Annotated in this window: 15 protein-coding genes; 9 read left to right on the top strand and 6 right to left on the bottom strand. The window is 74.0% G+C overall.

Translation table 11 applies throughout. The features are described from left to right. Positions 1-417: 417 nt before the first annotated feature. The 6 genes from GNZ18_RS06970 (at position 418) to GNZ18_RS43565 (ending at position 10,082) form a co-directional block, all read left to right on the top strand. Entirely contained in the window at positions 418-3,933 is a 3,516-nt protein-coding gene (locus GNZ18_RS06970; RefSeq protein ID WP_173390670.1) for a sensor histidine kinase, read from the top strand. Then, a complete protein-coding gene (locus GNZ18_RS06975; protein WP_214618943.1) occupies positions 3,930-4,379 on the top strand; it encodes a roadblock/LC7 domain-containing protein in 450 nt (149 codons plus the stop codon). Before GNZ18_RS06970 ends, GNZ18_RS06975 begins: the two co-directional genes overlap by 4 nt. A gap of 30 nt (positions 4,380-4,409) precedes the next feature. Further along, positions 4,410-4,874, top strand: a complete 465-nt coding sequence (locus GNZ18_RS06980) for a DUF742 domain-containing protein (RefSeq protein ID WP_156215365.1) — start codon at positions 4,410-4,412, stop codon at positions 4,872-4,874. A 40-nt stretch (positions 4,875-4,914) separates the two neighbouring features. Continuing rightward, positions 4,915-5,490, top strand: coding sequence for a GTP-binding protein (locus GNZ18_RS06985; protein WP_156215648.1), 576 nt, complete (start codon positions 4,915-4,917; stop codon positions 5,488-5,490). Positions 5,491-5,631: 141 nt separating this feature from the next. Then, positions 5,632-6,396 carry an SGNH/GDSL hydrolase family protein gene (locus tag GNZ18_RS06990; protein ID WP_156215649.1) on the top strand — a complete coding sequence of 255 codons (765 nt, stop codon included), beginning with the start codon at positions 5,632-5,634 and terminating at the stop codon, positions 6,394-6,396. 95 nt (positions 6,397-6,491) lie between these two features. Continuing rightward, on the top strand, positions 6,492-10,082 hold the full coding sequence (locus GNZ18_RS43565) for an AAA family ATPase (RefSeq protein ID WP_156215366.1): 3,591 nt from the start codon (positions 6,492-6,494) through the stop codon (positions 10,080-10,082). Positions 10,083-10,097: 15 nt separating this feature from the next. Here the strand turns inward: GNZ18_RS43565 and GNZ18_RS07000 are convergent, their stop codons facing one another. The 6 genes from GNZ18_RS07000 to GNZ18_RS07025 all read right to left on the bottom strand — a co-directional run bounded on the left by GNZ18_RS07000 (position 10,098) and on the right by GNZ18_RS07025 (position 16,675). Further along, positions 10,098-10,979: a JmjC domain-containing protein gene (locus GNZ18_RS07000; protein ID WP_156215367.1), complete on the bottom strand. Its 882-nt coding sequence runs from the start codon at positions 10,977-10,979 to the stop codon at positions 10,098-10,100. An 11-nt stretch (positions 10,980-10,990) separates the two neighbouring features. Further along, complete coding sequence (locus GNZ18_RS07005; protein ID WP_156215368.1) at positions 10,991-12,211, bottom strand: MFS transporter; 1,221 nt, start codon at positions 12,209-12,211, stop codon at positions 10,991-10,993. 313 nt (positions 12,212-12,524) lie between these two features. Further along, positions 12,525-14,189, bottom strand: a complete 1,665-nt coding sequence (locus GNZ18_RS07010) for a B12-binding domain-containing radical SAM protein (RefSeq protein ID WP_156215369.1) — start codon at positions 14,187-14,189, stop codon at positions 12,525-12,527. Positions 14,190-14,196: 7 nt separating this feature from the next. After that, complete coding sequence (locus GNZ18_RS07015) at positions 14,197-14,442, bottom strand: hypothetical protein (protein ID WP_156215370.1); 246 nt, start codon at positions 14,440-14,442, stop codon at positions 14,197-14,199. A 73-nt stretch (positions 14,443-14,515) separates the two neighbouring features. Continuing rightward, on the bottom strand, positions 14,516-14,665 hold the full coding sequence (locus GNZ18_RS07020; RefSeq protein WP_156215371.1) for a hypothetical protein: 150 nt from the start codon (positions 14,663-14,665) through the stop codon (positions 14,516-14,518). A 123-nt stretch (positions 14,666-14,788) separates the two neighbouring features. Next, complete coding sequence (locus GNZ18_RS07025) at positions 14,789-16,675, bottom strand: ABC transporter ATP-binding protein (RefSeq protein WP_376766263.1); 1,887 nt, start codon at positions 16,673-16,675, stop codon at positions 14,789-14,791. 307 nt (positions 16,676-16,982) lie between these two features. Here GNZ18_RS07025 and GNZ18_RS07030 point away from each other — a divergent pair, with 307 nt between their 5' ends. The 3 genes from GNZ18_RS07030 (at position 16,983) to GNZ18_RS07040 (ending at position 18,737) form a co-directional block, all read left to right on the top strand. Continuing rightward, on the top strand, positions 16,983-18,128 hold the full coding sequence (locus GNZ18_RS07030) for an LCP family protein (RefSeq protein WP_156215373.1): 1,146 nt from the start codon (positions 16,983-16,985) through the stop codon (positions 18,126-18,128). A 25-nt stretch (positions 18,129-18,153) separates the two neighbouring features. Next, positions 18,154-18,444, top strand: a complete 291-nt coding sequence (locus GNZ18_RS07035; protein WP_156215374.1) for a hypothetical protein — start codon at positions 18,154-18,156, stop codon at positions 18,442-18,444. A 134-nt stretch (positions 18,445-18,578) separates the two neighbouring features. Continuing rightward, a complete protein-coding gene (locus GNZ18_RS07040; protein WP_156215375.1) occupies positions 18,579-18,737 on the top strand; it encodes a hypothetical protein in 159 nt (52 codons plus the stop codon). The last annotated feature ends 16 nt before the right edge of the window (positions 18,738-18,753 follow it).

Here is an 18,753-nt window from a genome sequence, read left to right on the forward strand (position 1 = left end):
GGGGTCGCGAAGGTCACGATCTCGAATCGATCCCGGGCGAACAGCGGTCGTCACGATCCGAGACCGCTCAAGGACTGAACGAACATGTGCGGAGCGTGACGGACCGTACCCGTGAAAACGGACAGACGGTAACGAAACCCCGATTGTCGCATTAGTCCATATCGACTCGCCTAGGGTCCTTTGCGGCCCATCCCTGGATGTGCTGCAATGTCGAGCGCCGGAGGCGGAACGATGTTGCATTTGGACTCTTCGTGGTGGTTCGGCCACAGAGGATGCGGCACATCGTGATGGAGAGGGTGTTTACGCCGGATGCAACCAAGCGACGCAGGTCGCGACCTTCCTCGACCCGGGGAGGTCGAGGCACGGTCCGATCCTTCACCACGGACGGGCAGCAGGTTCAGCCTGCGGAACTGGCGGGTGCCGCAGCGCCTCGTCGTGCTGATCCTGGTTCCGACGGTCGCGGCCGTCGCGCTCGCCGGGTTTCGCATCTCGAACTCGGCCGGCCGGACGGAGGCGTACGGGCGGGTCGAGAAGATGGCCGACCTCGGTGAGCACGTCACCCGGTTCCTCCAGGAGTTCATCGCCGAGCGCGACACCGCCGTCGAGTACATCGCCTCCAACCACGACCCGGCCCTGCTGGGCGCCTTCCAGGACCGGCAGCGCCGGACCGACGCGCAGCTCGGCCCCGTCCGCTCGGCCGCCGGGCGCATCGACTCCTCCTTCGGCGGCCAGGCCCTGCGCGACGCCACGGCCGTGCGCGGACGGCTGGACGGCGTCAAGGCGGTCCGCGCCCTCGCGACGAGCACCCGGGTGCCCGCGTTCACCGTCCTGCAGAAGTACTCCGAGTCGGCCCGGGAGCTGGCCGGCATCCTCGACGCCCTCTCGCAGAACGTCGCCGACGACCGGCTCGCGGAGGCCAGCCGCGCGCTCGGCTCGCTCGCGCGCGCCAAGGAGGCCGTCTCCCGCGAGCGCGCCCTGCTGCTCATCGGCGCGCACGGGCACCGGCTCGCCACCGACGAGCTGAACGCGCTCACCGCCGCGCGCGCGGAGGAGGACAGCGCGATCACCGCCTTCCGCGGCTCCTCCTCGGTCGCCCAGCGCCAGCTCTTCGAGGACACCGTCGTCGGCACCCGCATCGACCAGGCCCGCGACCTGCGGCAGCGCGCCATCACCGCGGCCAGCGCGGGGAACGGGCGGCTCCCGGTCACGCTCGGCACCTCGCACGCGGCGCTCGTCATCCGCAGCGTGATGACCGAGATGGTCGACCAGATGCGCAAGGTCGAGCAGTCGCTGGCCGGCGAGATCAGCAAGATCAGTGACGAGCGGGGCGCCGACGCGCGGCAGTCGACGATCACCGACGCGATCGTCGCGGCCATCCTGCTGCTGTTCGTCCTGCTGATCACCGCGTTCATGGCGCGCTCGCTGGTCAAGCCGCTGCGCCGGCTCCAGCAGGGCGCCCTGGAGGTCGCCGGCACCCGGCTGCCCGGCCTGGTCGACCGGCTCCGCGATCCCGAGGCCGCCGCCGGCGGCATCGAGGTGCAGCCGATCGACATCGACTCCACCGACGAGATCGGCCAGGTGGCCCGCGCCTTCGACGAGGTCCACCGCGAGGCGGTGCGGCTGGCGGCCGACGAGGCCGTGCTGCGCGGCAACATCAACGCGATGTTCGTCAACCTCTCCCGCCGCAGCCAGTCGCTGATCGAGCGCCAGCTCCGCCTGATCGAGGAGCTGGAGCAGAGCGAGCGCGACGAGGAGCAGCTCGCCAACCTGTTCCGCCTGGACCACCTCGCCACCCGTATGCGCCGCAACTGCGAGAACCTCCTCGTCCTCGGAGGGCAGGAGCAGGCGCGGCGGTGGAACCGGCCGGTCCCGCTGATCGACGTCGTCCGCGCGTCCCTGTCCGAGGTGGAGCAGTACGAGCGGGTGGCGCTGCGGGTTCAGGGCGACATGACGGTCGCCGGCCCCGTCGTCAACGACCTCGTCCACCTGCTGGCCGAGCTGGTCGAGAACGCGACGGTGTTCTCCGCCGAGCACACCAAGGTCACGGTGTCCGGGCAGATGCTCAGCGGCGGCGGCTCGATGCTCCAGATCACCGACAACGGCGTCGGCATCTCGCCCGAGGAGCTGGAGCAGGCCAACTGGCGGCTCGCGAACCCGCCGGTCATCGACTTCTCCGCCGCGCGGCGCATGGGCCTGTTCGTGGTCGGCCGCCTCGCCGTCCGGCACGGCATCCGGGTCGAGCTGCGCGCGGCGCAGGGCGGCGGCCTCACCGCGTTCGTCGTGCTGCCGGACGCCGTGGTCAGCCCTGGCGAGTCCGCCGGGATCGGCTCGCGCGGCTTCGGCGGCGCCGCGGCCCCCCGCGAGGCGACGGGCGGCGGCGGGCAGCTCGCCGCGCTCACCGCGATCACCGAGCCGCCCGCCCTCGGGGCCGGCGGCGCGGGCGGCGCGTTCGAGCAGGCCGGCGCGCTCCAGCAGGAGGAGTACGGCTCGGGCCCGCAGCCCGTGCTCGGCACCGGCGGGCAGCCGCAGCTCGGCAGCGGCGGCCACCCGATGGTCGGCGGCAGCGGCGCGCACCGCGTGGTCGGCGGCGGCACCGGCCCGATGGCCCAGGCCGGGAGCGGCGCGCACGCCACCCCGCCCGGCCTCACCGGCCCGATCCCGATCGTCCCGCCGGTCGACCAGCGCCCGGCCGACGCCTCGCCCTCCGCCGGCGAGCCCTACCCGTCCGAGCCGTTCGGCTCCGACGCCTACCCGGTGCAGCCCTACGGGCCCTCCGACGACCGCGGCGCCGCCCGCGCGCCCGGCGAGCTGCCCGTCCGCGAGCCCGGCGCGAACCTGCCGGGACGGCCGGGCGCCGGCGACGGCCCGAACGGGCTGTTCCAGCCGCGCGGCGAGCAGCGGCCGCAGGCCGAGCAGCCCTCCGCCGAGCGACCGTCCGGCGAGCGTCCGGGCGGCGCCGCCCGCAACGGGCTCTACCGGCCCGGCCGGCACACCGGCCCCCAGTCCGTCGTCCCCGAGGCGCAGCCCGTGGTGCCCGAGCCGGGCGCCCCGCGGCACATCCCCTGGGAGACGGGTCCGCTCCAGCAGGTCGGCGGCGACACAGGCCCGCTGCCGTCCGACACCCTCGCCGACGGCTCCCCAGGCGGCGCGCGATCCCGGCCCAGCGGAGGCGGGGCCCCGTGGGGGGACAACGGCGACCCGGCGGCGCCCGACGAGGCGCGGCCGGCCACGCCCACGCCCAACCCGCCGGAGGACGCCATCCCGGAGCCACCCGCCACCGACCAGTCCGGATTCGAGACGCCCGCGCTGGCCGCCGCGGCGGCCGAGCCCGCGCGGATCCCGCCGCCGCCCCGGCCCGCCGCCGGGCCGAGGCGGGTCCCCGAGCGCTCGCCGATCTTCGACGCGATGCAGTCGGAGTGGTTCCAGCGCAGATCGGACGCGTCGTCGGGCGAGGATCCGCCGAAGGACTGGGAGTCCCCGGCGGACGCGGGGTTCCGCGCCGCCGAGGCCGTCCGGGAGCCCGTGGCGAGCACGCGCACGTCCGTCGGGCTGCCCAAGCGGGTGCCGGGCAAGAACCGCGTGCCCGGCGCGGTGGGGCGCCAGGCGCAGGCCGGCCAGGCGGGACAGGCCCAGGCCGGGCAGGCGCAGGCCGGACAGGGCCAGGCGCAGCCGGGTCAGGGGCAGGGCGGACCGGGGCAGGCCGGTCAGCCGCAGGGCGGCCGTCCGCAGGCGGGGCAGGCGCAGCCCGCCGCGCAGGACCGCCCGGGACAGGAACCACAGGGCAGGCAGGCGCAGGGCCCGCAGGCCGACGTGGTGCGCAACCGCTTCGCGAGCCTGCAGCGAGGCGTCCATCGGGGCCGCACCGAGACTCGCGGCGGCACGTCAGGTGAGGCGCCGTCGCAGGGCGACGACGAGACAGGAGGCTCCCGGTGAGCGGGCAGGATCTCAACTGGTTGGTGACGAACTTCGCGGACCGGGTCCCGAAGGTCGCGCACGCCGTCGTGGTCTCCTCGGACGGCCTGCCGATGGCCTACTCCTCGGGCTTCCCGCCCGAGCGCGCCGACCAGCTCTCGGCCATCGCCTCCGGGCTGATGAGCCTGACGCAGGGTGCGGCGAAGATCTTCGACGCGGGCGGTGTGAGCCAGACCGTCGTCGAGATGGACCGCGGGCTGCTGTTCGTCATGTCGATCACCAACGGGTCGGTGTTCGCGGTGCTCGCCGCGCCCGACTGCGACCTCGGACTGGTCGCGTACGAGATGACGCTGCTGGTGGAGCGGGTCGGCCGGGTGCTGACGCCCGCGCTGCGCTCCCCGGAGCAGCAGCCGCCGTACCCGGGACCGCCGGTGACCGAGATGGGCGCGGGGCCCGCCCGTTATTGACCGGACTGACTCTGACGGAGGTCGGGCGAGATGGATCGAGGCAGTTCCTACGGAGGCGGTCCGGGAGGTCCGGGCGGCCCGGGGCGCTGGCCGGGGGACCAGGGGCGGGTGCCGGGGCAGGGGGGCCGGCCGCCCGCACGCGAGGAGGAGGACGCCAGTTCGCTGGTGCGCCCGTACGCCGTCACCGGGGGACGCACGAAGCCGCGGTACGACCTGGCCATCGAGGCCCTGGTCACCGCGGCGCCCTACCCGCCGCGGGACGTGGCCGTGCTGACCCCGGAGTACCGGGCGATCATGGACCTGTGCCGGTCGGCCCGATCGGTGGCGGAGGTGTCCGCGATGCTCCGCATCCCGCTCGGCGTCGCGCGGGTGCTCGTCGCCGACATGGCCGTCGAGGGACTGCTGCGCCTGCACCAGTCGCGTCCCACCACGACCGGCGGCCAGCCGGACCTCCGTTTGCTAGAAAGGGTGCTCAGTGGCCTTCGGAAGCTCTGATCAGGTTCCACCCCCGGGGCCGCACGGCGCAGAGGCCGAGCTGACCTCTGTGAAGATCGTCGTCGGCGGCGGGTTCGGCGTCGGCAAGACCACCTTCGTCGGGTCGGTCTCGGAGATCATGCCGCTCACCACCGAGGCGGTGATGACGGCGGCGAGCGCCGACGTGGACGACCTGTCGGCCGTCCCCGACAAGACGACCACCACGGTCGCGATGGACTTCGGCCGCGTCTCGCTCGACCGCGAGCTGATCCTGTACCTGTTCGGCACGCCCGGCCAGCACCGCTTCTGGTTCATGTGGGACGACCTGGTCCGCGGCGCGATCGGCGCGGTCGTGCTGGTCGACACCCGCCGCCTGGAGGACTGCTTCGCCGCCGTCGACTACTTCGAGGAGCTCGGGCTGCCGTTCGTCGTCGGCGTGAACGGGTTCCACGGCGAGTTCCAGTACGCGGTCGAGGACATCCGCGACGCGTTGTCGATCAGCGGGCACGTGCCGATCGTCCAGTGCGACGCGCGCAACCGCGAGTCGACCAAGCAGGTGCTGATCACGCTTGTCCAGCACGCGATGTCGGTGCACGCCACCGCCGCGCCGGGGACGACCTCCCCGAGCTGGACCTGATCCTCCGGCCGGCGGCCGCCGGCCGGGCCCGTGTCGTGTCGCCCACATCCGGGTGATCTACGGTCGCGTAGGTTGCGTGCACCATGCATCATTGCCAACGTGATCGAGAACGAACGGGCACGGGGGACGGCGATGGCGGAGATGGGGCGGATCCGGACGTACGTGGCCCTCGGCGACAGCTTCACCGAGGGCCTGAACGACCCCTACCCGGGTGAGCGGGACCGCTTCCGCGGCTGGGCCGACCGGCTCGCCGAGCATCTCGACGCCCGCGACCCGGGCCTGCGCTACGCCAACCTCGCGGTCCGCGGCAAGCTCGTCCGGCAGATCGTCGACGACCAGGTGCCGCGGGCCGTCGAGCTGTCGCCCGACCTCGTGACGTTCTGCGGCGGCGGCAACGACATGCTGCGCCCCGGCGCCGACCCGGACGCGCTCGCCGTGGTCTTCGACGACGCCGTCCGGCGGCTGCGCGCCACCGGCGCCCGCGTCGTCGTCTTCACCGGGTTCGACCCGCGCGGGCTGAACACCGCGACGCGCATCCGCGGCCGGGCCGCGACCTTCAACATGCACCTGCGCGCCATCGCCGACCGCCGCGACTGCGACGTCGTCGACCTGTGGTCGCTGCGCGTGTTCAACGACCGGCGCGCCTGGTTCGAGGACCGGCTGCACCTGTCGCCCGAGGGGCACCGCCGCATGGCGCTGCGCGTCGCCGAGGTCATCGGCGTCCCGGTCCAGGGCGACTGGCGCGAGCCGTGGCCGCCGCCGTCCCCCGCCGGCTGGCTCACCTCGCGCCGCGCGGACCTCCACTGGGCCCGCGCGTACCTGCTCCCGTGGATCGGGCGCCGCGCCACCGGCCGCTCCTCCGGCGACGGTCGCGACCCCAAACGGCCCAACGCGCTGCCGCTCTAGCGGCGCGACGGGGATGTGCGTGATCGAGCCGGGTCGTAGGGTGCATGCGAGACGTACGTCACCCCGACCCGCCGCGTAGGAGAAGGACCCCCCTGGTGAGTGCCCCCCGGCTGCCGGACCACCTCGAAGTGCTGCTGACGGACGAGCCCGTCCTGGACGTGTACGCGTTCGGGCCGTGGCGCGTCCCCGACGGCCTGTACGAGGACATGCGCGAACGCGCGGTCGCCTACAACGCCGATCCGCGCGCGATCGTGCTGACCAGGCAGCTCAGCGACTTCTACGGCAAGGACACGAGCGCGGCGGGCGCCGAGCAGTGGTCGCTGCTGACGTTCCTGCTGGGTGCCTCGGCGGTGCGCGGCGGGACGCGCGGCGACGTCGACTACGAGCTGCTGTCGGCGTTCCTGGCGACGCCGGAGCCCGCCGTCCGCGACCCGATGGCGTGGTTCACCCAGGGCGGCCGGTGGCGGCCGCCGGGGCTGTGGCTGCCCGAGCCCGCCGGCGACGACCGGGAGCGCCGCGCGGTCATGTTCGAGCTGGCGCGGGCGGGCCTGGAGGTCTTCGACGGCCTGGAGCCGCTGGAGCGGCGGCGCCGGACGCTGATGGACCTGTTCGACCGGCGGGCGTCCGATCCGGCGCTGCGGGAGCAGGACATGACCGTCCCGCAGAAGGCGCTGGAGGAGGTCTGGACGGCGAGCCTCGGCGAGGACGAGCTGGCCGTGCTGCCGGAGATGGCCGGGCCGCTCGCCTACCTCGGCTGGGCGTGCGAGGGCCTGGACGCGGCGCACGAGCGGATCGCCGGGGCCGTCTCCGACGGCGACGACCCCGACGTCGCGCTCGCGCTGCTGCTGCTCGCGGCGGAGGCGCGGGTCGTCCCGGCCGAGCTGGCGGTCGCGCTCGGCACGGCGCGCTACGAGAGGCTGGAGGAGCGGTTCCAGGCGGCGCGCGAGGGCTTCGCGGCCGAGGCGTGGCAGCAGGACGTGCGCGCCTGGCTGGCCCGCGCGCTGGTCGCGGGGGAGGCCGACGCCGCGCGCGGCTGGCTCGACATGGCGGTGCGGATCACCGGCGCCGTGCAGGGCCTGCCGGACGCGGCGATCAGCCCGCGCTGCCGGGTGCCGGTCCGGCCGTTCCAGGCCGACCTGCGGCGGCTGTTCACGGCGCGGCGCGTGTTCAACCCGCTGGGCTCGGCGCTGTTCCCCGAGCGCGTCGCGGCCGGGCGCCCCGGCCGGGCCGCCGACGAGGGGCGCGCCGCCCGGGACGAGGCCGTCGCGGAGGCGATCGTCGGGCAGCCGGAGCTGACCCGGGCCGTCCAGGACGCGCTGGCGGCGCGGCTCGCGGGGGAGCGGCCGGTGCGGCTGCTGGTCGCCGGTCCCGAGGGGACGGGCAAGGGTACCGCCGCCGAGGTGGTGGAGCGCGCCCTCGCCGAGAGCGGCGTGCTGCGCGAGGCGCTGTGGGTCTCCGACCAGGTGTTCGCCTCGCTCGGCGTGAGCGACGCCGTGCTGTGGCTCCAGGCCCGCGTCCGCGACTGCGTGGAGGCGCGGATGCTGCTGGTCGTCGACGACCTGGAGCGGCTCGTCACCTACGAGCGGTGCGGCCCGGCGGCCGTGGAGGAGCTGCGGCGGCTGCTCGCCCGCTCGCCCTCGCTGGACGTCGTCGCGCTGTGCCGGCCGGGCGGCGACCGGCGGCTGATCGACGCCAACCCCGCGCTGGTGCGGGCATTCGAGGTCGTCGGCACCCGCGACTTCGCCGAGGACGGCTTCGCCGAGCTGTTCACCCGCGCCGCCGCCCGGCGCGGCGCGCGCGTCGCCGCCGAGGTCGCGGAGGCCGCCGGGGTGCTGCTCACCCGCACGCCGCCGCTGCTCAACCTGCGCGGGGCGCGGCTCGTGGAGCACATGGTCGGGCAGTGCGTCGCCGCCGCGCGGGCCCGCACGCCCGCCGCCGCGGCGGACGAGCTGGAGATCACCGACGCGGACCTGCCGCAGCGGGTCGTGCACGGCCGCCGCTCCGACCGCGACCCGCTCGCCGAGCTGGCCGCCTGCGCCGGCATCGAGCCGGTCAAACGGGAGGTCGACGCGCTGGTCGCCGAGGCGAAGGCGGCGAGCCTGCGCCGCGAGGCGGGGATGGCGGTCGCGGCGCGGCCCCGGCACCTGGTGTTCACCGGCAACCCCGGCACCGGCAAGAGCCTGGTCGCGCGGATCCTCGGCCGGATCTACGCCGACCTCGGCGCGCTGTCCTCGGGCCACCTGGTCGAGGTGGACCGCGCCGAGCTGCTCGGCGAGTACTCCAGCGAGAGCGTGCTGCGCGTGCGGCGGGCGGTGGAGCAGGCGCTCGGCGGCGTCCTGGTCGTCCGGGACGCGCACGTGTTCGCGCCGTCGGCCGCCGAGGGCCCGCGCGGCCGGGAGGTGCTGGACGTGCTCGGCACCGCCGTCCAGGCGCACGCCGACGACCTCGTCGTGGTGCTGACCGGGCCCGAGGCCGAGCTGAACGGGCTGCTGAAGTCCACGCCCGACCTCGCCGCGTTCTTCCCCCGCACGGTCCGCTTCCCCGACCTCGACGACGACGAGCTGGTCGAGGTGTTCGCCGCCAAGGCCGCCGACGCCGGGTTCGCGCTGGCCCCGGGCGTCCTGGACAAGGTCCGCGCGCTCGCCCAGGCGGCGCCGCGCGACCGCGGCTTCGGCAACGCCCGCATCATGATCAACCTGCTGGACCGGGCCGTCGCGATGCAGGGGCGCCGTGTCCTGGCCGACGGCGTCGTCGACGAGAACGAGTCGCTGGACGAGATCCTGCTGGAGGACGTGCCCGACACGCTCGCGCGGGGCCGCGAGGAGGGGTCGGGCGACCCGCTCGCCGACATCGGCCGCCTCATCGGCCTGGACGCGATCAAGGCGGAGGTGGCCTCGCTGGTCGCCGAGGCGCGCGCCGAGCAGATCCGGCGGGACGCGGGCGTCCCGATCGCCTCCCCGGCCCGGCACATGGTGTTCATGGGCAACCCGGGCACCGCCAAGACGACGATCGCCCGGCTGATCGCCGCCGTGTACGCCCAGCTCGGGCTGCTGTCCTCGGGCCATCTCGTCGAGGTCACCCGCGCCGACCTCGTCGCCGACTACATCGGGCAGACCGCGCCGCGGGTGCGGGGCGCGGTCGAGCGCGCGCTCGGCGGCGTCCTGTTCGTGGACGAGGCGTACGCGCTGTCCTCGGCGGGCGGCGACGGCCGCGACTTCGGCCACGAGGCGGTCGCCGAGCTGCTGCGGCTGATGGAGGAGCACCGCAACGACCTGGTGGTCATCGTCGCGGGCTACGACGCGGAGATGGAGCGTTTCCTGAAGTTCAACCCGGGCCTGGACTCCCGGTTCCCGAAGGTGCTGCGCTTCCCCGACTACTCCGGCGACGAGCTGGTCACGATCTTCGAGTCGATGGCGGCGGAGAAGGGGTTCGAGCTGGCCCCCGGGCTGCTGGACGCGCTGCGCCGGCTCGTCGCGGGGCTGCCGCGCGGGTCCTCCTTCGGCAACGCGCGGGTCGTCCGCAACCTGCTGGAGGCGGCGGTGTCGCGGCAGGCGGGGCGCATCACCGCCGCGCACGACGCGGGCTCCGGCGAGGTCGACGCGGCCGAGGTGCGGCTGCTGCGGCCCGAGGACCTGCCGGACGCCCCGTCCCGCGACGACGCGGGGGGCTTCGGACCCTACATCTAGGCCGCGACGTCCAGGTCAGAGGTCGCCGAGCCGCAGGTCGCCGGTCCGGAAGGGGGCGCTCACGTACTCCAGCACGAGGTCGTCGGCGGCGCCCTCCCGGAACTCGGCGACGAGCGCGCGGTAGGCGGCCTCGGTGTCCTCCAGCGTCGCGGACTCCTTCATCCGCCGCAGCGCGCCGATGATCGCGGTGCGCAGCAGGTGCGCCGGGGACACGTGGTTGACGCCGAACGACAGGTGGGTGGAGACGCCGCCGGTCTCGGCCGACGCCGCGTGCCCCCAGCCCCGGGGGATCACGAGCGTGTCGCCGACGTCCAGGACGACCTCCGCCGACTGGGCCGCCGGGGCCGGACGGGTGTCGTCGTCCTCGGTCCACCCGTCCGGCGGGGCGTCGTAGAGCCGCCACCGCTTGGAGCCCTCGGTCTGGACGACGACCACGAAGTCGTCCCGGTCCCGGTGCCGGTGGAAGCCGCTGGTCCCGGGCGGCGTCAGGAAGACCATCGTGTTGAGGGAGGCGGCCATCGCGCGGGTGACCTCCAGCGCGGACCGGCGCAGCGTCCCGTCCCAGATCTCGGGCCCGGTGATGACCATCGTGTAGCCGCTCGCGACGAGCCGCCGCACCTTGTCCGCCGACAGCAGGAACGGCCACGCCCGCCCCTGCACCTCGAAGTCCGACGACATCAGCGACAGCGGCGCGGCCGTGTTGTCGCGGGAGAACGACACCGACGCGCTGGTGATCTGGCCCCGGTCCAGCCAGGTGTCGACGCGCGCGGCGGTGACGCGGTAGCCGTCCGACACGGCCACGCGCGCGGCGGCGGGACGGCTCGGACGCGTGCGGGCCGTCGTGACCAGGAGGTCGCCGATCGACGCGTACTCCCGGGAGGTGCGCAGGTCATCCATGTGCGGGCTCCTTAGCGGGCTTCGTCGTGGACGAGGTGGTCGGTGACCGCGGTCTCCCGCGTGCGGCGCAGGGCCACGACGACGCCCGCGGACGCCACCGCCGAGGCGAGCGCCCCCGACACCACCATCGTCGCGGCCGGGCCGAGCGCGGCGACGGCGGGAGCGCCGGCGGCGGCCCCGGCGACGGACGCGGCCTGGATGAGCGACCCGCTGGCGGCGAACGCCCGGCCGCGCGTCGCCTCGGGTGTGCAGCGCCTGATCACCGCGCCCTCCCCGGCGTTGCTCATGCCGTTGCCGACGCCGCCGACGACCGCCGCCGCGAGCGCGAGCGGGTAGGTCGCGGCGAGGCCGATGCCGAGGACGCCGAGGCCGAGCATGAGGTTCCCCGCCCCGAGCAGCCCCTCCTCGCGGCCCCGGCCCGCCTCCAGCGCGAACACCTGGATGCCGACCAGCTCGCACACCGAGTAGAGCGCCTCGTACACCCCGAACCCGACCGGGCCCGCGCCGAGGTCGTCGGTGAAGCGGTAGGGCGCGGCGACGTTGTCGGCCAGCGCGATGCCGGCGGCCAGCGCGGTGAGCGGGATCGCGAACCGCAGGACGGGGTCGCCCAGCACGACCCGGAACCCGGCCCTGGCGAAGCCGCGCCCGCCGCCCGCCGGGGCGGCCTCGCGGTGCGGCCGCCTGCGGGCGCCGACGGTCGTCATCGCGATCGCCAGGACGAGGAAGCTGGCCGCGTTGAGGAGCAGCGCCGCGCGGGTGCCCCCGGCCGCGCCCGCGAACCCGCCGACGGCCGGGCCGATGATCCCGCCCAGCGCGCGTCCGGTGCCGAGCCGCGCGTAGCCGCGGGTCGCGCCGTCCTCGCCGGTGATGTGCGGCACCAGCACCGCCGCCGCCGGACGCTCGACCGCCGCCTGCGCGCCGAGCAGCGCGACCAGCCCGACGACGGCCGCCGGGGCGTCCACCAGGCTCAGCGCGACGCTCACCACCGCCTGGCCCGCGCTCGCCCAGATCAGGACGGCCCGCGCCTCCAGCCGGTCGACGATCGCGCCCGCCACCGGCGCCATCAGGATGACCGGGGAGATCTCCGCCAGCAGCAGCGCCGTCACCCAGCCCGCGCCCGCCTCCCGCAGGTGCAGGACCATGGCGAGGAACGCCGCCGTGGTGCCGAGCGTGGACAGGCCGCAGGCCGTGGCGACCAGCGCGAGGTCGCGGCGTGGGCGAACGCTCCTCACCGAACGCTCACCGCCGCGCGTGCGCTCACCGCCGCGCGTGCGCTCATCGCTGCGCGTGCGCTCATCGCTGCGCGTGCGCTCATCGCTGCGCGTGCGCTCATCGCTGCGCGTGCGCTCACCGCCGCGCGTGCGCTCACCGGTATGCGTGCGCTCACCGGTATGCGTGCGCTCACCGGTATGCGTGCGCTCACCGGTACGCGGGCGCTCACCGGTACGCGGGCGCTCACCGGTAGCCGGGCGCTCACCGGTACACGGGCGCTCGTCGCCGCGCGTGCGCTCACCGGTACGCGGGCGCGTATTGGTACGCGGGCGCTCACTGGTACGCGGCCCCGGAGACCTGGAGCGCGCGGTCGAGTTCGCCGGGCGGCAGCCCGAGCCGGTCGCCGAGGCGGCCGAGCGCGGCCGTGGCCGAGGCGATCACGTCGTCGAGGTCGGTGCCGCGGCGGCCGAAGCCCCGCAGGCCGACCTCCTCCAGCGTCGCGGGCAGCGCGCCCGAGGCGAGCCGGTCGACCAGCCGCCGGAAGAACATCGGCGGCGCGTGCCGCAGCGTGACGCTGTCGAGCTGGAGGCGGGAGAGGTCCTCCCAGGGCCCCTGCCGCTCGGTCAGGCATTTCACGGCGGCGGGGTGTTTCAGCAGCGTCTCCGTTTTCGCCAGCAGCGCGTCGATCCGGCCCTGGTAACGGGAACCGAAACTCCAGAGGAGATTCCACCAGACGCGCAGTTCCGCGTGCTCGAAAAGCTCGGCCGTGTCGGGGAGCGTGCCGGCGGCGAACGGCCTTCCGAGGCGTTCCTCGTAGTATTCCCGGATGGGCGTTCCCTCGTACAGCGCGAGGCTCGTGTAGAAATGCTCGTGCGGATAGTGGTCGAGGAAATGCCGTTCGATGAAATCCATGTTCAGGCGGAGGTCCTCGACGGTGCTCGCCGGGTCGACCATGATGAAGTCCAGCGCTATCTCCACGCCGATCCGGTTGAGGAACGCCACGGCCGCGTCATTGACCTCCGGGCCCACGCCCTTGGCGAGCCGGCGCAGCACGGCCGGTGAGGCGCTCTCCACGCCGACCTCGATGAACCGCAGCCCGAGCGCCCGCATCTCCATGATCGCGTGCTGGGCCTTCAGGATCTGGTTGACGCGCGTCCCGAAGCTGAAGGTGACGCGGTCGTCGGCGGCGTGCAGCGCGCGCACGATCTCCAGCGCGCGGCCCGCCTGGACGAAGAAGTTCGCGTCGCTGAAGTAGACGTGCCGGTAGTCGACGTCGTCGCGCTCCCGGAAGAACTCCAGCTCCTCGACCACGTTGCCCGGGCTGCGGGAGCGGTAGCGCCGCCCGATCGTGAGGACGCCGCAGAAGCTGCAGTTGTAGGGGCAGCTCCGCGAGGTGTTGATCGTCAGGGCGGGGCGCAGCTCGTCGCGGAGCGCGTCGTAGAAGTGGAGCCTGGCGTAGGCGCGGTCGGTGACGAAGTCGGCCGCCGGGAACGGGAGCGAGTCGAGGTCGTCGAGCGCGGGCAGCTCGGCGTTCACCTGGACGGCGGCGCCCTCGCGCCAGGTGAGGTTCGGCACCGCGCCGAGCCCGTCCGGCCCCGACTCCAGGCATCGGACCAGGTCGAGCGTGGGGTGCTCGCCCTCCCTGCGCACGACCGCGTCGACCTCGGGGTGGTCGCGGAGGATCCGCCCGTGGGTCGCGGTGGCCTGCGGGCCGCCCATGACGACGAAGCAGCCGGGGTTGCGCCGCTTGACCTCGCGGGCCATGTCGAGCGCGATGGGGAACGACTCGTTGTAGACCGACATGCCGAGCAGGTCGTGGTCCCACAGCCGGTACTGCTCCACCAGGTCGGACGCGCCGGTCGTGGAGTCGCCGAAGTCGAAGCCGGTGGAGCGGTACCCCCGCGACTCCAGGAAAGCCATGATGTAGGCGAGGCCGATCGGGATGGACTTGCGGCGGTCGGAGAACCCGACCGAGGGGTTGAGGAACGCGATCCGCATGCGAGCCTCACCCGCCGCCGCGAACGGGCTCTTCGGCGGAGGCGATCACGCGCCTGGACACCAGCGCGTGCACGAAGGCCCTGTCCTCCTCCGCCATCGCCGGGGCGTCGCAGCGCCCGGTCGCGGCCAGGTCGCGCCACAGGGCGCTGGCCCGCTCGTTCAGCCGGACCGCCGATCCGCCCGCGCCGGCGCCCGCGACGTAGACGCTGCCGCACTCGTCGAGATAGGGCGTGAGAATGGTGTAGAACGCCACCGCGATGACCTCCTGATGGGCCGCCGCCGCGGAAGGGGCGCCTCCCGCGGCGGCCGCCGCCTTGTCGGGGTGCTCAGCCAGAGGTACCCGAATAGCGTTTTCCGAGCATCTTGGTGTAGGTCGCGCTGCCCATCGCCACGTCCGTGAAAGCCGGGGCCTCCCTCTTGGTCTCGCGAAGCTCGTCCCGGACCAGTTCGCGTAGCGACTTGCGATCCGTGCTCATGATGCCTCCCCCCTCTCCGGATGATCGTCGAACGCTCGACGTGATCCATTGTCGGGCGATCTCCAATTCGCTACTTACAAGTGCCATCCTCATTGTTGACCATGCCTTTAGCAATGCCCTTGACTAATTCTTGACTGTGCTGGTTCGATCGCTGTTCGGGCGCCCGGCGGGGCTGCGCTGGGCCGCCGGAGGGTCGGCGGCCCCGTACGCGGCGGCCTGGAGGCCGTACAGCTCGGCGTAGAGGCCGCCGCGCGCCATCAGCGCGGCGTGGTCGCCCTCCTCGATCACCCGGCCGTGCTCCAGGACGTAGATCCGGTCGGCGTAGCGGACGCTCGCCAGCCGGTGCGTGATCAGCAGGACGGTCCGCCCGTCGGTGTGCGCGCGGATCCGCTCGAACAGCAGGTGCTCGGCCCGCGCGTCCAGGGCGGCCGACGGCTCGTCGCAGATCAGCAGCGGCGCGTCCCGGTAGAAGCCGCGCGCGACCGCGAGCCGCTGCCACTGGCCGCCCGACAGGTCGGCGCCGCCCTGGAACCGGCGGTCCAGCAGCGTGTCGTAGCCGCGCGCCAGCTCCGCCACGACCTCGTCGGCGCCCGAGGCGCGGGCGGCGGCGAGGACGGCGGGGTCCGCCGGGCCGCCGCCGCGTCCCATCGCGATGTTCTCCCGCGCCGTCATCGGCCAGTGCGTGTACTCCTGCGCGATCACGGCGACGCGGTCCCACACCTGCTCGGGGGAGACCCGCGACAGCGGCACGCCGTCCCAGGCGACCTCGCCGCCGTCGGGGTCGTACAGGCCCGCGATGACGCGGGAGAGCGTCGACTTGCCGGAGCCGTTCTCGCCGACCAGCGCCACGACCTCGCCCTTGCGCAGCTCCAGTGAGATCCCCCGCAGGGAGGCGGCGTCCGCGCCCGGATAGGTGAAGGTGACGTCCTCGACCCGGATGCAGGCGAAGTCGTCCGGGAGGACCTCTTCCTCCTCCTTGGCGGCGGACGGCAGCGCGCGGCGCGGGATCCTCGCCTCGGCCGTGTCGCAGAACGTCAGGTAGTCGCCGAAGTACAGGCCCTGCTCGTAGCACTGGTTGACCGCGAAGACCAGGTTGGCCAGCGACGTCTGGCCCGTCCTGATCGCGAGCACGGCCGTGCCCGCCACCGCCAGCGGCACCGCGCCCTTCCACAGCATGAGCCCCAGCGCGACGTAGACGGCGCCGGTCGCGAGGCCCTGGAGCGCGTCCCCGGCGACCTTGGCGACCGTCTGGCGCCGCGCCAGGTCCAGCTCCACGCCGCGCTGGTAGGCGGCGAACCGGTCGTACTCCTCCAGCAGGAACGGCCGCATCGTGAACGAGCGGACCTCGGCCGCGTGCCGCCGCTCGGTCATCAGGTCCGACAGGATCCACTTGCGGCGCCCCACCTCCACCAGCTTCAGCAGCGTCAGGTAGCGCATCCGCGCGCTGCGGACCGACGTCCACCCCTCGGGCAGCGCGGTCAGCAGGAGCAGCGGCAGCAGCAGCGGGTGCAGGACGCCGAGCGTGCCCGCGGCCGCGACCAGCCCGACGGCGCCGGTCAGCACGTCCACCGCGTGCTGGACGACCCTCGGCGCCGCCGTCAGGCCCCGGGTCTCCGCGCGCTTCAACTCGTCCAGGAAGTCGGGGTCGTCCAGCGCGGCGAGCGCCACCATCGTCGTCGCCTCGTACAGCCGCAGCTCCACCAGCCGCTCGACCTGCGGCTCCAGCCGCGCCTGCGACCAGCCCGCGCCCGCCTGCAGCGCCGCCCGCAGCGCCGCCGCGCCCGCGACCAGCGCCAGCGAGGGCAGCGCGTCGCGGACCCGGCCCGGCGTCGGGCCCGCGCTGAACAGCGCCGTGAGCACGCCGGTCGTCGCCAGCAGCCCGAACGCGGTGAAGACGCCGGCGAGGAGGTTGAGGGAGATCGTCACCGCCGTGTCCGCGCGGCTGGCCCGCCAGGCCAGCCGCGCCGCCTGGCCGATCACCGACGGTAGCCGCCGGGCCATGACGCGCATCCCGGTCTCGGCCAGCTCGCCGGTCCTGGAGTACCAGGGATGGGTGGCGAGCTCGGGCAACTCCGGTGCGCCCTTGTCACTCCCGCCTCTCCTGGCGCGTCTCTCACCAGCTCTTTCGCGGCGTTTGTCCGCGCGCTTCCCCATTCGCTCCCGCCCCTCGCCCTCAGGTACCACCCGGCAGGAGAAGTGTGCGACGAGAGGAGGAGGTTGTCCGCCTTTCATGTCACAAAGAGTGGCTATATGGAGGTGTGGACAATCCTGCGCCGGATGGACGCGCGCGCCGCCCGAGTTGTCTAGGGTCTACGGCATGACCGACGGCTGGCCGGAGGGCTGGACCCGCAAGGAGGACGACCGCGTGGCACGCAGCAGGCACGAGTCCGCACCCGCGGACCATCCGCAAGCCTACGAGCCCGATCCCTACGCGGACCCGTACTCCGGAGACCAGCTCGCGGGAGGCCGGATCGGCTTCGGCGACGAGCCGCCCGGCGGCTACCGCCGCCGCCGCAGGCGGCGCTGGCCCTACGTGCTCGGCGCGCTGGTCCTGGTCCCGCTGCTGGTGCTCGTCGCCGGGTACTTCTACCTCGACTCGCGGCTCAAGCGCGAGTCCGTGCTCACCGACTACGCGGGCCGGGTCGCCGACACCCCCGGCACCAACTGGCTGGTCGTCGGGTCCGACAGCCGCGAGGGCATGTCCAAGGCCGACCAGCGGCGGCTGCGCACCGGTTTCGCCGCGGGCCGCCGCACCGACTCCATGATGCTGCTGCACTACGGCTCGGGCGGCACGTCGCTGATCAGCCTTCCGCGCGACTCCTACGTCCCGATCCCCGGGCACGGGTCGAACAAGCTGAACGCCGCGTTCGGGTACGGCGGGCCGAAGCTGCTCGTCCAGACGGTGGAGAAGAGCACCGGCATCCACATCGACCACTACGCCGAGATCGGCTTCGGCGGCTTCGTCGGCGTGGTGGACGCCGTCGGCGGCGTGGACATCTGCGTCAAGGAGAAGCTGGACGACCCGAAGGCGGGCCTGAAGCTCAGCCCCGGCTGCCAGACGCTCGACGGCGGCCAGGCGCTCGGCTACGTGCGGACCCGCAAGTTCGCCCGCGCCGACCTGGAGCGCGTCGAGCACCAGCGGCAGTTCTTCGGCGCGCTGATGAAGAAGGCCACCGGCCCCGGGACGCTGCTCAACCCCTTCCGCGGCTGGCCGCTCGCGACGAACGCGACCAAGAACTTCCTCGTGGACGACGGCGACCACCTCTACGACCTCGTCCGGATGATGTGGGCCATGAAGGGCGTCAGCGGCGGGGACGGCGTGACGACCACCGTCCCGATCGGCGGCGTCGGCCGCACGACGGCGGCGGGCTCCTACATCACCTGGGACAAGGCGAGGGCGGCCACGCTGTTCGACGCGCTCAGGTCGGACCGGAAGATCCCCCAGAGCGCGATCACCAAGTGAGCGCGGCCCCGGTTAGAGTCGGGGCATGGCCGAGGTGACGCCGCACGGCGAAGATCTGGACGACCTGCCCACCAAGGAGCTGTACGAGCGGGCCACGGGCCTGGCCCGGGAGCGCCGCGACGTCGGCTTCCTGTGGGATCTGCTGCGCGCGATCCCGGCCGCCGCCGCGGCCACGGGGGAGGTCGGACGCGCCGAGTTCGACCTCCTGCACGGGCTGTCGCTGCTGGAGGAGTTCACCCACGCGGGCGAGGGCGACCTCGCCGAGGCCCTCCGCCCCTTCTACATCGACTACCTCGCCGGGCCCCGCACCCCCTGACGCACCGGTCCCCGGGGCCGCCGTGAAGGGTGGCGCCAAGGGGACATGGACCTGTCTTTGCGTGCCGTTGATCTCTCCGAGGCCGTCCCTGGGAAACACTCTCCGTAGGCATCTGACCGCAGAGGGTGGTTCGAGTGAACAAGAAATACGTGAAGCTGGTGAGCATCGCCTTCGTGGCGTGGTACGTCATCAGCCGGCCCGAAGGGGCGGCGCGCCTGGTCAACGGAGGCCTGGGCAGCCTCGGGAACGCGGCCGAGTCGGTGTCGCGGTTCATGAGCGCGATCCCGAACTAGGACGGCCTTCGCAGAC

The organism is Actinomadura litoris (assembly GCF_009733595.1).
Lineage (GTDB): Bacteria > Actinomycetota > Actinomycetes > Streptosporangiales > Streptosporangiaceae > Spirillospora > Spirillospora litoris.

What these genes read in the sequence shown, in the direction of transcription:
- GNZ18_RS06980 (WP_156215365.1), top strand. Translation starts at nt 4,410, where the DNA reads ATGGATCGAGGCAGTTCCTACGGAGGCGGTCCGGGAGGTCCGGGCGGC.
- GNZ18_RS06990 (WP_156215649.1), top strand. Translation starts at nt 5,632, where the DNA reads ATGGGGCGGATCCGGACGTACGTGGCCCTCGGCGACAGCTTCACCGAG.
- GNZ18_RS07000 (WP_156215367.1), bottom strand. Translation starts at nt 10,979, where the DNA reads ATGGATGACCTGCGCACCTCCCGGGAGTACGCGTCGATCGGCGACCTC.
- GNZ18_RS07010 (WP_156215369.1), bottom strand. Translation starts at nt 14,189, where the DNA reads ATGCGGATCGCGTTCCTCAACCCCTCGGTCGGGTTCTCCGACCGCCGC.
- GNZ18_RS07020 (WP_156215371.1), bottom strand. Translation starts at nt 14,665, where the DNA reads ATGAGCACGGATCGCAAGTCGCTACGCGAACTGGTCCGGGACGAGCTT.
- GNZ18_RS07025 (WP_376766263.1), bottom strand. Translation starts at nt 16,675, where the DNA reads ATGCGCGTCATGGCCCGGCGGCTACCGTCGGTGATCGGCCAGGCGGCG.
- GNZ18_RS07030 (WP_156215373.1), top strand. Translation starts at nt 16,983, where the DNA reads ATGACCGACGGCTGGCCGGAGGGCTGGACCCGCAAGGAGGACGACCGC.
- GNZ18_RS07035 (WP_156215374.1), top strand. Translation starts at nt 18,154, where the DNA reads ATGGCCGAGGTGACGCCGCACGGCGAAGATCTGGACGACCTGCCCACC.